The 16,076-nt window shown below is 67.7% G+C and carries 12 protein-coding genes; 2 read left to right on the plus strand and 10 right to left on the minus strand.

What is annotated here, in order from left to right; all coding sequences use genetic code 11:
• Positions 1–104 precede the first annotated feature (104 nt).
• From ACP7AB_RS02570 to ACP7AB_RS02580, 3 genes are all read right to left on the minus strand, one after another.
• A complete protein-coding gene (locus ACP7AB_RS02570) occupies positions 105–1,910 on the minus strand; it encodes an SGNH/GDSL hydrolase family protein (protein ID WP_425987364.1) in 1,806 nt (601 codons plus the stop codon).
• Between the two features lie 90 nt (positions 1,911–2,000).
• Positions 2,001–3,893 (minus strand): phosphoglycerate dehydrogenase, encoded by a 1,893-nt coding sequence (gene serA, locus ACP7AB_RS02575; RefSeq protein ID WP_425987365.1) that lies wholly within the window; start codon positions 3,891–3,893, stop codon positions 2,001–2,003.
• Positions 3,894–3,944: 51 nt separating this feature from the next.
• Positions 3,945–5,390 carry an SDR family oxidoreductase gene (locus ACP7AB_RS02580; RefSeq protein WP_425987366.1) on the minus strand — a complete coding sequence of 482 codons (1,446 nt, stop codon included), beginning with the start codon at positions 5,388–5,390 and terminating at the stop codon, positions 3,945–3,947.
• Between the two features lie 174 nt (positions 5,391–5,564).
• Between ACP7AB_RS02580 and ACP7AB_RS02585 the strand changes: the two genes are divergently transcribed.
• Positions 5,565–6,494: an Hsp33 family molecular chaperone gene (locus ACP7AB_RS02585; protein WP_425987367.1), complete on the plus strand. Its 930-nt coding sequence runs from the start codon at positions 5,565–5,567 to the stop codon at positions 6,492–6,494.
• On the opposite strand, the gene ACP7AB_RS02590 is transcribed toward ACP7AB_RS02585, so the two are convergent.
• Complete coding sequence (locus ACP7AB_RS02590) at positions 6,488–8,293, minus strand: gamma-glutamyltransferase family protein (protein WP_425987369.1); 1,806 nt, start codon at positions 8,291–8,293, stop codon at positions 6,488–6,490. The two genes, ACP7AB_RS02585 and ACP7AB_RS02590, sit on opposite strands and share 7 nt — an antisense overlap.
• Positions 8,294–8,465: 172 nt before the next feature.
• Between ACP7AB_RS02590 and ACP7AB_RS02595 the strand changes: the two genes are divergently transcribed.
• Complete coding sequence (locus ACP7AB_RS02595; RefSeq protein WP_425987370.1) at positions 8,466–9,347, plus strand: bile acid:sodium symporter family protein; 882 nt, start codon at positions 8,466–8,468, stop codon at positions 9,345–9,347.
• Here the strand turns inward: ACP7AB_RS02595 and phoB are convergent.
• The 6 genes from phoB to ACP7AB_RS02625 form a co-directional block, all read right to left on the minus strand.
• Entirely contained in the window at positions 9,323–10,012 is a 690-nt protein-coding gene (gene phoB, locus ACP7AB_RS02600) for a phosphate regulon transcriptional regulator PhoB (protein ID WP_303695483.1), read from the minus strand. The two genes, ACP7AB_RS02595 and phoB, sit on opposite strands and share 25 nt — an antisense overlap.
• A 13-nt stretch (positions 10,013–10,025) precedes the next feature.
• Positions 10,026–10,763 (minus strand): phosphate signaling complex protein PhoU, encoded by a 738-nt coding sequence (phoU, locus tag ACP7AB_RS02605; RefSeq protein WP_425987371.1) that lies wholly within the window; start codon positions 10,761–10,763, stop codon positions 10,026–10,028.
• On the minus strand, positions 10,760–11,563 hold the full coding sequence (gene pstB, locus ACP7AB_RS02610) for a phosphate ABC transporter ATP-binding protein PstB (RefSeq protein ID WP_425987630.1): 804 nt from the start codon (positions 11,561–11,563) through the stop codon (positions 10,760–10,762). The genes phoU and pstB overlap by 4 nt, the downstream gene beginning before the upstream one ends.
• A gap of 118 nt (positions 11,564–11,681) precedes the next feature.
• The gene (pstA, locus tag ACP7AB_RS02615; protein WP_425987373.1) at positions 11,682–12,995 is read right to left on the minus strand and encodes a phosphate ABC transporter permease PstA; all 1,314 of its coding nucleotides are present in this window, start codon (positions 12,993–12,995) and stop codon (positions 11,682–11,684) included.
• Positions 12,988–14,430: a phosphate ABC transporter permease subunit PstC gene (gene pstC, locus ACP7AB_RS02620; RefSeq protein WP_425987374.1), complete on the minus strand. Its 1,443-nt coding sequence runs from the start codon at positions 14,428–14,430 to the stop codon at positions 12,988–12,990. The genes pstA and pstC overlap by 8 nt, the downstream gene beginning before the upstream one ends.
• Positions 14,431–14,577: 147 nt before the next feature.
• Entirely contained in the window at positions 14,578–15,978 is a 1,401-nt protein-coding gene (locus ACP7AB_RS02625; protein ID WP_425987375.1) for a sensor histidine kinase, read from the minus strand.
• Between the last annotated feature and the right edge of the window lie 98 nt (positions 15,979–16,076).

Raw genomic sequence — 16,076 nt, forward strand, 5'->3', positions numbered from 1 at the left:
TTCCGTCCTGGGGGTGACAGGGCGTCGCACCCTCGGAACCGAACAAGCAAAAGCGCGCCGGCCGCAGGGCCGACGCGCTTCGCTATGGGTCTGAGTCCTGTCGCCTAAAGCGGCAGGGTCAGGGTAATGCCGCCCATGTGGCTGTCGGCATGGTCGCCGAAGCGGCCGCGATAGCCGATCTCGACTTCGAGCGGGCCCAGATCCCCGCTCAGCCCGGCCGAGGCCAGGACCGAACCGCCGAACGGGTCGTCGAACCGACGCGACAGGACCTGGGCAGGGTTGCCCGCGATCCCGACCCGCACGGCATCGGAGCTGTCGTCGAGGCTGTCGCGATAGCCGCCCTCGACGAAGACGGCGAAGCCGCCCATGTCGCCCTCGGCCCGCAGCACGGCCTCGGCGGTGATCCCTTTGACCGAGCGGTCACGGTACTGGTAGGAGGCCGCCGCCCCCTGCTCGATGTAGCCGTCGACGTCCGAGTTGGCGTAGGTCACCGCCACGCGCGGCGAGATGGCGATCCCGCCCGCATCGAACCACATCCCCCCCTGCAAGCGGGCGCCGGAGCTGAAGCCCCGCGTGGTCGCTGTCTGGATAATCGGCGCCAGGGCGCTGACCCGTTCGATGTTGTTGTAGTCATCACTGGCGAAGCCGGCGGCGACGTTGATGAACATCGCATCCGACCGCCAGCCCGCAGCGGCGTCCAGCGCCAGGGTCTGCAGTTCGAAGCTGGTCGGTCCGGCGCTCACGTCGGCGTTGCGATAGCTTCCCGTCAGTCCGAACCGCATCGTCTCGGTGCCCGACTCCAACGTCATCTGGGCGCCGTAGCCATCGGACTTGGCCGAGGCCACCGTACCGCGTGCGTCGGTCTCGGAGCGGTCATAGAGGCCGCCGATCGAGATCGAGGTTCCCGCGGTCCAGGGCGCGTGGCCTGACATCCGGGCGCCGGCGGCGTCCAGGGCGTCTTCGCGGTGACGATAGGCGGTCTCGCCCTGCAGGGTCGAACCTGCGGCCCGGTCACCATAGTAGAGGTAGTCGCCGGACAGGGTGGCGATCAGCCGGTGTCCGGCAGCCGTCGGGTGGACGCCGTCGAAATACAGGTAGGAGTCAGGGTTGGCGCAGACCGTGACACCATTGAAGCAGGCCTCGGTCACGTTGCTCAGGCCGAACCGGCCGGGGCTGGAGGCCAGCAGATCGCTGACCTTGGCCAGATCGAACAGGATGATGTTCGTGCCTGGACGGGCGGCGGCGGTCGTCAACAGAGCCGTCTGCAGGCTGCTGTTGAAGGTCGAGCCGGCATAGTCGGCCAGGGCCGCGGCCGGCGAGGTGCGGAATTGAGGCGTGATGCCCAGGCGCGGCAGGTTGGTCACGAGAATCGTCCCCGCGCCACGACCGGCGATGTCGTTCACCAGGAAATTCATGTCCGCGACGGCGGCCGTCAGGGTCGGGGTGATGGCGGCGACCGGGTTCGTGCTGACGCCGGCGGTCGGGAGCGCCTGGAAGATGTTGTTGGCGCCGCCCAGGACGCTGACCAGATCATTCGCGCCGAACGCCCCGCCCCGACCGAGATAGGTCGTCAGCTGCTGGCGCATGCCGGGCGGGAAGGCGACGTTGTTGTCGGTCCGCGACCCGCCGTAGGCGAGGTTGATACTGCCGGTTACCGCACCGTTGAAGTTGGCGGCATTGAAACCCAGCAGTTCCGTAAAGACGCGCCCGTTGGAGAACCGGCCCTGGAAATAGGGCGGCGATGGCGGCTGGGTCCCGCCGGATGCCAGGTAGAGGTTGCCGTTGTCGCTCAGCGAGTCGCCCAACACGACCAGACGGCCGTAGGACTGGGCCGAGGCGGCGGTGGCGAGCGCGGCGGATGCGGCGAGCGTCAGCGCAGCCAGGGCTGCGCCGCGAAGATAACGTGACATGGTCTTCCTCCCGTCGGTCGATTGAGCACGACCGTTCCACGACAGTCTGCGCCCGTTTTGCGGGAGTGCAAGATGCCGCCGGGGAAGCTTCTAGTGCAGAAGTCGGAAGCGCAGCGTTCCGGCCACACTCTTCAGGACACGGAGCGCCTGAGGGTCGTAGTCGCGGTCCACGTCGGTGATGACGTAGCCAGTGCGTTCGTCGGTCTTCAGATGCTGGCCGAGGATGTTGAGCCCGGCCGCCGACAGCTCGCGGTTCAGCTCGGCCATGACGCCGGGCTGGTTCCGGTGGATGTGCAGGATGCGGTGGCCGCCCGACACCTCCGCCAGCTGCACATTGGGCAGGTTGACGCAGAAGGTGGTGTCGCCGCGGTTCAGGTATCCCAGCAGCCGTTCAGCCGCGAACTCGGCGATGGCTTCCTGAGCCTCTTCGGTCGAGCCGCCGATGTGCGGGGTCAGGATGACGTTCTTCAGCCCTATCAGCGGGCTGTCGAACGGATCGGCGTTGGTGCGGGGTTCCTCGGGGAAGACATCGAGCGCCGCACCGCCGATCCGGCCCGACCCGATCGCCTGGGCCAGGGCCCCGACGTTGACGACATGGCCGCGCGACAGGTTCAGGAACAGGGTCCCCGGTCGCATCATCTGGAACTCGGACGCGCCGATCAGATTGGCGTTCTCGCGCCGCCCGTCGACGTGCAGCGTGACCACGTCCGCCTCGGCCAGAAGCGCATCCAGCGACCGCATACGCTTCGCATTGCCCAGCGCCAGCCGCTCCGACAGGTCATGAAAGATGACCCGCATGCCCAGGGCTTCGGCCAGCACCGACAGCTGCGATCCGATGGCGCCGTAGCCGACGATGCCCAGGGTCTTGCCCCGCAGTTCGCGCGAGCCCTCGGCCGACTTGTTCCATCGGCCCTCGTGCATGGCCGCCGACTTGTCGACCACGTCGCGCATCAGGGTGATGGTCAGGCCGATGGCCAGTTCGACCACGCTGCGGGTGTTGGAGTAGGGCGCATTGAACACCGCCACGCCCCTGGCGGCCGCTGCGTCCAGATCGATCTGGTTGGTGCCGATGCAGAAGGCCGCCACGGCCAAAAGCCGGTCCGCGGCCTCCAGCACCGCCGCGGTCACATTGGTCTTGGAGCGAATGCCCAGAACGTGGACGCCCTTGATCTTCTCGATCAGGTCCGCCTCGTCGAGAGCCCCCTTCATCGTCTCTACGGAATAGCCCGCCTCTTCCAGGCGCTCGACGGCGGCGGGGTGAATGTTTTCCAGCAACAGCATCCGGATGCGGCTGCGCGGATAGGACCAGCGCCCGGCCAGCCCCTCCGCGTGCAGAAGTTCGTCGATGGACTTCGCCTCGCCGTCGGCCACGGCAACGACCTTGTCGCGACGCGCGATCTCGGTGAAGGCGTAGAACCGGTCGGCCGCCCCGCCCAGTTTGACCTCGGCGTCGTTCCAGCCGTCTCCCACCATGACGACCGGTCCTTTCAGATCCAGCGCCTTGATCACCGTAGGCTTGCCATTCTCATGCGACAGCGGGTTGGCGTCGTCCACGCCCGTGACACGACCCTCGGCGTCATAGATCAGGTCGTTGCAGATGACCCGATCCGGCGAAACGCCCAGCCGTTCGGCGATGGGCGCGATAATCTCGCGAAAGCCGCCCGACAGGATGATGATATTGGCCGCGTTCTCGTTGAAGAAGCGCAGGTTCCGCCGCACCGAGGGCGTCCCCTCGTCCAGGATCCGGTCCGCCAGAACCAGTACGTGGGCCCGCGTCAGCGGCAGCATCGCCAGCCGCGCCCTCAGCGCTTCGCCGAAATCGACCTCTCCAGTCATGGCGCGATCGGTCAGGGAGGCGACCTTCGCCCTGATCGACACGGCATCACCATGCCCCTCCAGAGCGATATCTGCCAGGGCTTCCAGGGTTTCGATGCGCACAAGGGTCGAATCGAAGTCGAAAATCAGCGTCAGAGCGGCGGTCATGCCTCTCTTTCGCCGACCTTCGCACTCGCAGCAACGGCTTTGTGAGAGGTCTTACAGCCCTGTCAGCCGCCGCACCCGGCTGTCGGGCCGGCGGCTTTCCAGAGCCGCCGCTCCGATAGCCGCTGCGATCGTGGCCACGGCCAGCAGGGCCCCGCCCTCACGGGCGTGATCCTTGGCGTAGCGACCGGCATCGCCGGCATAGCGCCGCGCCGAACGGCCGGTCTCCTCGGCATAGAGGCGTGCTTCGCGGGCGTACTTCCGGCGCTGCTTGTCAGACACGGCGCGCTGGCCACGTTTCATGAGCTTCCTGGCCTCGTGGCGGGCGTCATCGCCCAGATCACCGACCCGGTCGCTGACTTCCCCGGCCCGCTCGGTCAAACCGCGCGAGATGTCGTCGAGGCGGTGACGCAGGGCATCGGCGTCGATCCAGCCGCGCGGATCGATCCGGTCGCGGATCTCCTCGAACCGGCGCGGTCCCGTCCGCTGGGTGAGCAGAAAGGTCACCAGGGCGGCCGTGGCGACAAGGGCCAGGGATCCCGCAGTGATGCCGGGATGTTTGCGAACTTCGGCCAAGGCGCTGAACTGTCGGACCATGGGATAGTGAACCTCTTCATCGAGGCCGTCGTCGGTCGGGTCATAGAGCCCGTCGTCATACGGCTGGTAGGCGGAACCCCTGTCCCGCATGAGGCTAGGAGCGAACCGGGCGAAGAGTGGTTCCGCCAGGCCCGGCAGCAGCGCGTAGAAAGACGCTATGATGCGCCCTCCCCCGCCAACGGTGATCTCCCTGATCGGATGGGCCGCGCACCACAGGACCGTGTCGGCGACGACGTGGGTCGCATAGACCGGCTGCGGGTTCTGCACCGCATAGCCGGTCAGGTTTCGGGCGTGCTTCGGATAGGGCGTATCCACCGCCGCCGGCTTGACCAGACTGACGGCGACCGGCGCCCCTTCGCGCATCAGCTCCATGCGGAAGGCGTTGGTGAAACCCTTCACCGCATGTTTGGACGCCGAATAGACGCCCTGGACCGGCATGGGCGCGTCGCCCAGAACCGAGCCGACATTGACGATCGTCCCGCCGTCGGGCTGCGCCCTCAGATGCTCTGCGGCGATCAACGACCCGTTCACGACACCCCAGTAGTTGGTCTCGAACAGCTGATGCTGATCTTCCAGCGTCGTCTCGCGGATGGGGCCGTAGATCGACACGCCGGCGTTGTTGACCCAGGTGTCGAAGCCGCCGAACAGCCGCCGGCACTTGTCCGCAGCCTCGGCCAGGGCTTCATAGTCGGCGACGTCGGCGACGGCATAGGCGACCCGCGCCCCCTCCTGCTGCAGCTCCTCCACCAATGCCTTGAGGTCGCTCTCGCCGCGCGCGATCAGGAAGACGCAGGCGCCCGCCTTCGCCGCCCGGCGCGCGGTGGACAGGCCGATCCCCGAGGTGGCGCCGGTGATTATGATGGCCTGCTGATCGAGGGGTTTCAGGTTCGGCTTGGCGGGCATGGATCAGGCTTTCGTCGGTGTCGGCATGCAAGAACGGGCGGGGCGTGCGCCCGGTTGCCACAGATAGCACGCGAACGCGGCCGCGCCAGACGACTGGCGGTCGCCCTTACCAACCGCCCTCGCCTCTCCTATCTTGCACCGTTCTCGACATTTCTCACCGCCCAAGGATCCGCCGTGACCGATCACGAGCCTGCCGCCGTTTCCGCGCCGACCGACGACCTCGCCGCCGCCTTCCAGATCGAGGGCTGGCCTGTGCGCGGCCGCCTGGTCCGTCTCGGCGACGCCATCGACAAGATCCTGTCGGCCCACGCCTATCCCGAGCCGGTCGCCGCCCTGCTGGGCGAGGCCTGCGCGCTGGCCGCCCTGGTCGGCTCGGCGCTGAAGTTCGAAGGCCGGCTGATCGTCCAGGCCCAGGGCGACGGTCCGGTCCGCTATGTCGTCGCCGATTACGACACTGACGGTCAACTGCGCGGCTACTGCCGCTTCGACGAGGACGAGGTCGCCGCCGCATCCAGCGGTTTCTCGCGCCCCGGCGCCCGCACCCTGCTGGGCCAGGGGGTGTTCGTCATGACCCTGGATCGCGGACCCGATTTCGAACGCACCCAGGGCATCACCCCGATCGAGGGCGAGAGCCTGTCGCTGGCGGCCGAACACTATTTCGTCCAGTCCGAGCAGATCCCGACCAAGGTCCGCCTCGCCGTCGGCTCCGTCACCGACGAGACCGGCACGACCTGGCGCGCGGGCGGCGCCCTGATCCAGCTGATCGCCGCCGACGATGCGCGCGGCTCGACCGAGGAGGTCTGGGACCGCACGCGCGCCCTGTTCCAGACGCTTGCCGACGACGAACTGGTCGATCCGACCATCACGCCCGAGACCCTGCTATTCCGGCTGTTCCACGAGGACGGCGTGCGGCTGGAGGACGCTCGCGCCCTGAAGGCCCAGTGCCGCTGTTCGGCCGAGCGCATCGCCGGCGTCCTGGCCTCCTTCGGCCCGGAGGAACGCACCGACATGGTCGAGCCCGACGGCAAGATTCACGTCACCTGCGAATACTGCGGCACGGTCTACAAGCTGGCACCTGAGGCGGCGGAAGCCCAGGCTCAATAGGCCAGGGCGATCCCGTCCTTGCGCATTTCCGTCGCCGCGCCATAGGTCCAGCGGCCTTCGCCGTTGTCCTGACGCACCACGTTCTGATAGCCGCCGAAGCCGCCGTCGGTCGGGCCGAGGACCCAGCCACGCTGTTCCAGACCGGCGCGCGTCGCCTGCGGCACGCCGTTCTCGAGGTGCAGGACGCCGACGCCCTCCGCTGCCTGCCCCGTGGGTTCGGATGAGCCCTCATGCTGCCAGCGAGGGCTGTCGCCGGCTTCCTGCGGGTCCAGGCCGTAGTCGACCATGTTGATGATGATCTGGGCCTGCCCTTGCGGCTGCATGCCGCCGCCCATGACGCCGTAAGCCATCCACGGCTCCCCACCTTTGCAGGCGAAGCCCGGAATGATGGTCTGGAACGGCCGCTTGCCCGGCGCATAGACGTTCGGATGGCCGTCGGTCAGGGCGAACAGCTCGCCCCGGTCCTGGAACATGAAGCCCAGCGGCCTTCCGTCGCCGTCGTCGGGGGCCAGCCCCGAGCCCATGCCGCGGTAGTTGGACTGGATCCAGCTGACCATCATGCCGTCCTTGTCGGCGACGCTGAAATAGGTCGTGTCGCCCTGCACCGGGGCGTCGCCGGGGAAGACCCGGTCCATGACCCGGTCGGGCCGGATCAGTCTGGCCCGCTCGGCGGCATAGGCTTTTGAGTTCAACCATTCGACCGGAGCGGGGCTGAAGCGCGGGTCAGCGAAGAAGCGGGCCCGGTCCTCGAACGCCAGCCGCTTGGCCTCGGCCTGGTGGTGGATCGAGGCGGCCGACTGGAAGCCCATGGCCTTGAGGTCGAACTGCTCGCAGATGTTGAGGATCTGGTTGGTCGACAGGCCCTGCGAATTGGGCGGCAGGCTGAAGACGTCCACCCCGCGATAGTCGGTCCGGATCGGCTCGACCCATTCGGTCCGGTGCGCCGCCAGGTCCGCCCGCGTCATCCAGCCGCCGATGCGCCGGAAATAGCGCTCGATCTGTTCGGCGATCGGCCCTTCGTAAAAGGCGTCGCGCCCGCCCTCGGCGATCAGCCTCAGGGTGCGACCCAGGTGCGGATTGGCGAAGACCTCGCCGACGCGCGGCGTCCGCCCGCCCGGCGCATAGACGGCCTTGCGGTTGTCGTTCTCCTCGATGCCGCCGGCCCGGTCGAACCCGGCCATGTTGCGCTCCAGATACCAGGCGATGGTCTGGGGCATGGGCACGCCCTGCTCGCACAGCTCGGCGACCGGGATCAGCACGTCCTTCCACGGCAGCTTGCCGTAGCGCTGGTGCGCGCTCCACCAGGCGTCGACCGTGCCCGGGACGTTGACCGTCACCGCTCCATAGCGAGGGAGGTAACCGTCCACCGCCCGGCTTCGCGCCGTCTCCAGCGACAGGCCGAGCGGGCTGTTGCCCGAGCCGTTGAAGCCGACCACTTTCCGCTGCGCCGGATCCCACAGCATGCAGAAGGCGTCGCCGCCGATGCCGTTGGCGGTCGGCTCCAGGAAGCCCAGGGCGGCGTTGATGGCGATGGCCGCGTCGATCGCCGAACCGCCGCGCCTCAGGGTGTCGATCCCGATCAGGGTCGCCGTCGGATGCGCCGTCGCCGCCGCGCCGTTCATGCCCCAGACAGTCGAGCGGCCCGCGAACGGAGCCCCTGTGATCCGGTCGCCCATCGTGACGCCGGCGAACGGGTTCTCGGGCCTGGCCTGAATGACCGTCCGCGCGCCGGCGGGCGTCCCGGCTGTCGCCATCAACGCCCCGGCGGGCAGGGTCGACAGGAAGGTACGACGGCGCATGGGCGAGACTCCCGTTGGACTAAGGCCGGGACCGTAGCGGTTTCGGGGGCGGAGGAAAGACTTGGGACCGGCTCGGGCGTCGTTCGATACGACGCGCCGTGGCTTGGTGCTCCGCGCATCACGTGACACGCTGACCCCAAAAGGCGCGAAACCGCGTCGGGGGAACACGCTCATGGGTTCAGCCATCACCGTCATCGGTCTGCCGGTCGCACTGGGGATCATCATGTTCGGCCTGGGGCTCAGCCTCACGACCGGTGATTTCGTGCGGATCGGGCGACGGCCCAAGGCGATGTCCATCGCCCTGGCCTGCCAGTTGATTTTCCTCCCGCTGGTCTGTTTCGGTCTGGTGCTGCTGTTCCGGCTACCGCCGGTGCTGGCGGTGGGCATGATGCTGCTGGCGGCGTCGCCGGGCGGGACGACGGCGAACCTCTACAGCCACCTGTTCCGGGGTGATGTGGCGCTGAACATCAGCCTGACCGCCATCAACTCGGTAGTGGCGGTGATCACCCTGCCGATCGTGGTCAATCTGTCGCTCGGCTATTTCCAGCCCGGCGGCGGCCAGGTGGGACTTCAGCTGGCCAAGACGATCGAGGTGTTCATGATCGTGCTGGCGCCGGTGGCTCTGGGCATGCTGGTGCGCGCGCTGAGGCCCGGCTTCGCGGCGGCCATGGAAAGGCCGGTGCGGATCGCCTCGGTGATCATCCTGACCCTGGTCATCATCGGCTCCGTGTCGGCTCAACTGGACGTGCTGACCGCCAATCTCGCTGCCCTGGCCGGCGTCGTCGTGACCTTCTGCCTGATCAGTCTGGGGATCGGCTTCCTGGTCCCGCGTCTGTTCAAGATCGACCGGCCCCAGTCGATCGCCAGCGCTTTCGAGGTCGGGCTGCACAACGCCACCCTGGCCATCGTCATCGCCCAGTCGGTGCTGGGAAACGTCGACATGTCGCTGCCGGCGGCCGTCTACGGCGTTCTGATGTTCCCGCTGGCGGCGGCGTTCGGCGTGCTGATCACGCGGGGATCAGCGAAGGCTCAGCCTTCCAGATCCAGCGAATAGCCCGCCGACCGCACCGTGCGGATCGGATTGGCGCTGTCCTCGACGTTCAGGGCCTTGCGCAGGCGGCCGACGTGGACGTCCACGGTGCGGGCCTCGACATAGACGTCCGAGCCCCAGACGGCGTCCAGCAACTGTTCGCGGCTGAACACCCGACCCGGATGACGCATGAAATGGTCCAGCAGGCGGAACTCGGTCGGGCCCAGATGGACCTCCTTGCCCGAGCGGCGCACGCGGTGGGCGACCCGGTCGATGATGATGTCGCCGTGCCCGACGCGATCGTCGGCCAGACCCGGCCGGATGCGACGCAGCACCGCGCGGATGCGGGCGATCAGTTCGGTCATCGAGAAGGGCTTGGTCAGATAGTCGTCGGCGCCCGTGTCCAGGCCGCGCACCCGGTCCGATTCCTCGCCGCGCGCGGTCAGCATGATGACCGGCAGGTTGCGCGTCTCGGGTCGACCGCGCAGGCGGCGGCAGACCTCGATGCCCGACACCTTGGGCAGCATCCAGTCGAGCAGGACCAGGTCCGGCTGACGCTCGTCGATCTGGACCAGACCTTCTTCCCCGTCGGCGGCAACGACGACGTCGTAGCCCTCCTTTTCGAGGTTGTACTGAAGCAGGGTCGCCAGGGCGTCCTCGTCTTCCATCACCAGGATATAGGGCTGCACTCAGGTCTCTCCGTCAGGTCGTCGGCGGCGTGGGCAAATGCCCCGAATCCGCATCCCAGTCGCCCGGCGAAGGCGTCCAGCGGGGGCGTTCGCCAGTCATCTCGTCGCCGGTGATCTCGTAGTGGATGACCTCCGCGATGTTGGTCGCATGGTCCCCGATCCGCTCGAGGTTCTTGGCCATGAACAGCAGATGGGTGCAGGCGCTGATCGTGCGCGGATCGCCCATCATGTAGGTCAGCAGTTCTCGGAACAGGGCGTTGTAATGCTCGTCGACCTCGTCGTCGGACGCCCAGACAGCCATGGCCCGGTCGATCTCCGAGGCCGTATAGGCGTCCAGAACGTCGCGCAGCCGCATCGACACCAGCTTGCCCATCCGCTCGATCGAGCGGGTCAGGGGTTGCATCGGTTCAGTCTCGGCCAGGCTCAAGGCGCGCTTGGCGATATTCTTGGCCAGGTCGCCGGTGCGCTCCAGATCGACCGACAGCTTCATCGCCGACAGGGTCTTGCGCAGATCAGACGCCACCGGCTGACGCAGGGCGATCAGGCGGATGGCCTTCTTCTCGATGTCGCGGTGCATCGCATCGACCTTGGCGTCGCGCTCGACGACCGCCCGCGCCAGGGCGATGTCGCGGCGCGCGACCGACTCGACCGCGTCCGCCACCTGGGCCTCGGCGAGGCCGCCCATGCGGGCGACCTCGGCCGTCAGCTGGTTCAGTTCGTCGCCGTAGGCCTTTACCGTGTGCTGGTTCAACCGAAGCGTCCCGTGATGTAGTCGAGCGTGCGCCGTTCGCGGGGATTCGTGAAGATTTCCTCGGTGTTGCCGTGCTCGACGAGACGGCCGAGATGGAAGAAGGCCGTGCGTTGCGACACGCGCGCCGCCTGGGCCATCGAGTGGGTGACGATGACGATGCAGTAGCGCTCGCGCAGTTCGTCGATCAGCTCCTCGATCCGGGCCGTTGCGATCGGGTCCAGCGCCGAGCAGGGCTCGTCCATCAGGATGACTTCGGGGTTCACCGCGATGGCGCGCGCGATGACGAGACGCTGCTGCTGGCCGCCCGACAGGCCGGTCCCGGCCGAGTGCAGACGGTCGGCGACCTCGTCCCACAAGCCCGCCTTCTTCAGCGAGCTTTCAACGATGCTGTCCAGCTCCGACTTCGACGTCGTGAGACCGTGGATCCTGGGTCCGTAAGCGACGTTCTCGTAGATGGTCTTGGGGAAGGGGTTCGGCTTCTGGAACACCATCCCGACCTGGGCGCGCAGCAACACGGGGTCGACCGAGCGGGCGTTGATGTCCTGGCCGTCCATAAGGATCTTGCCGGTCACCCGGCAGCCCTGGATGGTGTCGTTCATCCGGTTCATCGTGCGCAGGAAGGTCGACTTGCCGCAGCCGGACGGGCCGATGAGGGCGGTGACCGTCTTGTCCGGCACGTCCAGCGAGACGTCGTACAGAGCCTGCTTGTCGCTGTAGAAGACCGAGACGTCCCGCGCGGCGATCTTGGTCGGGCCCGCAGGGGCCGACGGCGACTTCACCTCGGGCACGCGCCCGGCCATGACACCGGCGGCTTCAGGTTCGGGCGTCAGGACGGATTCGTCACGGCGCTCGGTCGGGTCGGCGGAGCCGCCGCCCTCTCGCCCGTCAGGGCTGCGGAAGAAGGGAAGTTTCATTGTCTTACCACCGACGCTCGAACCGCCGACGCAGCAGGATCGCGGCGGCGTTCATGACGATCATGAAGGCGAGGAGAACGAGGATGGCCGCGGCCGTCCGCTCGTGGAACGCGCGTTCCGAGGCGTTCTCCCAGATATAGACCAGCGACGGCAGGGCGCCGGCCGGCTCGTCGATCGCGCCCGGGATTCCCGGCACGAAGCTGACCATACCGATCAGCAGCAGAGGCGCCGTCTCGCCCAGGGCGTGGGCCATGGAGATGATGGTGCCGGTCATTACGCCCGGCATGGCCAGGGGCAGAACGTGGTGGAACACCGTCTGGGTGCGGCTGGCGCCCATGGCCAGCGCCGCCTCGCGGATCGACGGAGGCACGGCCTTCAGCGCCGAGCGGGTGGCGATGATAATGGTCGGCAGGGCCATAAGGGCCAGCACCAGCCCGCCCACCAGCGGCGACGATCGCGGCAGGTGCATCCAGTTGATGAACAGAGCAACGCCCAGGAGGCCGTAGACGATCGACGGCACGGCCGCGAGATTGTTGATGTTGACCTCGATCAGGTCGGTGATCCGCCCCTTTCTGGAAAACTCCTCCAGATAGACGGCCGCGCCGACGCCCAGCGGAATGGCGATCAGGGCGGTGACCAGCAGCATCAGGGCCGAACCGACCACGGCGCCGAACACGCCCGCCAACTCCGGCTCGGTCGAGTCGCCGTTGGTGAACAGTTGGGCGTTGAAGGTCGTCGAGACGTGCCCGTCGCGCTTCAGCCCGTCCAGCCAGGCCATCTGCTCGTCGCTGACGCGGCGTTGCTCGGCGGCCGTCTCGCGGGTGATCTCGCCCTTGTAATAGAGGTCCGCCTCATCCGAGACGGGGGCGGTGATCTCCACCGTCCGGCCGATCAGCGACGGGTCGTTGCGGATCAGGTCGGCGGCGCGGAACTTGAGTTCCGATGACAGCAGCGAGCGATAGGCTGATGCTTTCGTGCCTTGGGCATCGTCCGTCTCGCCGAGCCGCGCCAGCTGTTGCTGCGCCACCATCTGCTGGAAGTTGGTGCCCTGCGGATAGGCGCGATCGATCCGGGCCGGGTCCATGTAGACCGACACGGTGAGTTGGTTGGCGTAGAAGGCCGTGTGGCCCTGCTCTATAATCCGGCCGAGCAGCAGCAGCAGGAAGCCGATGGCCACGGAGACGGCCAGGATGCCGTAGAGCTTGAAGCGTCCCTCCCGGGCATAGCGCTTCTTGAGCCCGCGCTGCAGCCGTGCCGCGCGCGCGGGGTCCTCGGCCGCCAGACGGGCCCACATCTTGTCCGCGCCGGTGTCAGTCATACTGTTCCCGATAGGTCTGGACGATCCGCTGCGCGACGATGTTGAGCAGCAGGGTCACGAGGAACAGGGTCAGTCCGAGGCCGAACGCGGCGAGCGTCTTCGGGCTGTCGAACTCCTGGTCGCCGGTCAACAGGGTGACGATCTGGACCGTGACCGTGGTCACGGTGTCGAGCGGGTTCAGCGTCAGGTTCGCCGCAAGACCAGCCGCCATGGTCACGATCATGGTCTCGCCGATGGCTCGCGACATGGCCAGCAACAGGGCGCCGGCGATGCCCGGCAGGGCGGCCGGCAGAAGCACCCGCTTCACCGTCTCGGACTTGGTCGCGCCCATCGCATAGGAACCGTCGCGCAGGGACTGGGGCACGGCATTGATAATGTCGTCGGACAGGGACGAGACGAACGGGATCAGCATGATCCCCATGACCGCCCCGGCCACCAGGGCCATCTGGTTCTGGACCAGCATCAGGTACTGCCCCATGCCGTCCAGAGGTCCGCCGACCAGCATCGCTCCGAGGCCGTTGAAGAACTCACGGAACGCCGGGCCCACCGTCAGGGCGGCGAAGAAGCCGTAGACCACCGTCGGCACGCCCGCGAGGATCTCCAGCACCGGTTTGACGATCCCGCGCGACAGGGCGCTGGCGTATTCCGACAGATAGATGGCCGAGAACAGACCGACCGGCGCGGCCACGATCATGGCGATGATCATGATCAGGAAGGTTCCGGCGAACAGGGGCACAGCCCCGAAAGCGCCCGACGATCCGACCTGGTCGGCGCGGATGGCGATCTGCGGGCTCCACTGGGTCCCGAACAGGAAGTCCGTCACAGGCACGGCCTGGAAGAAGCGCAGGCTGTCCCACAACAGGGAGAAGACGATGCCGACGGTGGTCAGGATGGCCACGGCGGAACAGGCGAACAGCAGGCCGCCGATCCAGCCCTCGACCCGGTTCCGCGCCCGCAGGGTCGGCCGGATCTGGCTCCAGGCGAACAGGCCGCCCATCACCGCTGCCAGGATTGCGGCGAGGACGCCGCCCCAGGTCAGGGTCTGGTGCAGGCGGGCCGAGCGGGCCGCTTCGGCCGTCAGGGCCTCGCCCAGTTCGCCCGACCAGACCTGGAAGGCGCGCTGCCCCTCCCCCGTCAGCCGTGCGTCATTGAAGAAGGCCTCGCGGCGGAAGGGCTCCAGCGCCTGCACGGAGGCCGGCGCATCTGCCGCCAGAAGATTGTGGGCCACGGGACCGGAAAAGACCCCCGCCAGAATGGTAACGACCAGCGCGGGCACTGCGACCCAGATCATGGCGTAATAGCCGTGCTGCTCAGGGCGCGAGTGCGCCTTTTGCCCGCCTTGCAGGGCCGCGGCGCGACGCTGCGCCACGCCGCGCCCGGCCAGATAGGCGAGCACGGCAAACACCGCCACGAGAGGAATCACAAGCCAGGTCATCAGGTCCCGCGAGCGCGCACGCCAGAATCAGAGCGTGCGCGGAAATCCGGCCCGTCCAGGCGCGGAACCTGCCCTCGGATGGTCAGCGGATTAAGACGGCTGGATGACAGTTCTGCAACGCCGTAAACGATCGGCGTTCTTCGACGGTCAGACCGGCTCCGATATGCTCCTCGCCGCGGTCGCCATCGGAAAATAGACACTGAACAAAGATCCTTCGCCCGGTGCGCTTTCCACCGTCATCCCGCCACGGTGTCGGTTGACGATGTGCTTGACGATCGCCAACCCCAGGCCCGTTCCCGGCCGCTCCCCGCTCTTCTGGCCCTCGACGCGATAGAACCGCTCGGTCAGCCGCGGCAGATGCTCACGCGCCATTCCCGGCCCGTAGTCGCGCACCGTCACCACCACATAGCGCGCGCCGGCCTCGCGGTCAGGCGTCAGCAGTGACAGGCGGGTCGCCCCGGGTACGCGCGATGCGGCGGCGGCCTCGATGTCCAGCCCGTGCCGCACCGTCAGGTCCACCGTGCCGCCGACCAGGGAGTATTTGATCGCGTTGTCCGTCAGGTTCTGGATGACCTGAACGATCTCGTCGCGGTCGCCGGTGATCCGCGCGTCGCCCGGCTCCACATCCAGAAGGACGGTGACGCCCTTCTCCTGCGACAGCACGCTGATGGCGTCGACCACGTCCGAGGCCGCGCGGGGCAGATCGACTTTCCCCGATGGCGGGATGTGCTCGTTCAGTTCGATCCTGCTCAACGACAGCAGGTCGGCGACCAACCGTCCCATCCGGTCGGCCTGGGCCGCCATGATGTCGAGGAACTTGTCCCGCGCCTTCGGGTCGTCCCTGGCGTGTCCCTTCAGCGTTTCGATAAAGCCGCTCAGCGAAGCCAGTGGCGTGCGGAGTTCGTGGCTGGCGTTGGCCAGGAAGTCGACACGCATCAACTCCATGCGCCGCACGTCCGTCTCGTCTCGCAGGCCCAGCAGAGCCATGGTCATGCCGTCAGGGGAAGGCAGCGGGCGCACCCAGGCCTTCCAGTGCCGCGTCCGGGCGCCGGCGGCATTGTAGTCCGTCGTCCGGCTGATGCCGCCGAACAGGGCTTCGTCCACCGCCTCAAGCACGTTCGGGTCGCGCATGGCCGACACCAGCAGGGCGCCTTCTCGCTGGATGCGAAGCAGCTCACGCGCAGCGCGATTGGCGAGCACGATGCGCCGGCCGGCAATGTCGTCCGCCTCACCGCCGCTGACGATCATGACGGGGTCATCCAGAGCCTCGAACACGCTGTCCAGCAGGCCCGCATCTTCGGGCGCCGACAGGCTCGCGCCGAGAGCGACCGCAGAGGTCTCGTTTGCGACCTTTCGCGCCCCCTTGAGGCCCATCAGCGTCGTGAAACCGATGACCCCGGCGCCGGCGAGCAACCAGGGGGCCGCGTCCGGCCGCGCGGACGCCAGGGCCAGCATGATGATGATGGCGACGCCGCCGATAGCGCCGTTGGTCCACAGCCGGGAGGTGGCGAGCGGGGCGACGGGGGACGGAGACTCGTCGAACGGCATGGTGTCGTCGCGCCTCCCGCCCGACGCGCGGCCCTCCGGCGTCTTCCCTTTTTTCCTAGAACGGGACAGCCCGGTAAGGCGAGCGGATTCGAGCCCGG

This window comes from Brevundimonas sp. TWP3-1-2b1, assembly GCF_049896165.1.
In the GTDB taxonomy this organism is placed as follows: Bacteria; Pseudomonadota; Alphaproteobacteria; order Caulobacterales; family Caulobacteraceae; genus Brevundimonas; species Brevundimonas subvibrioides_B.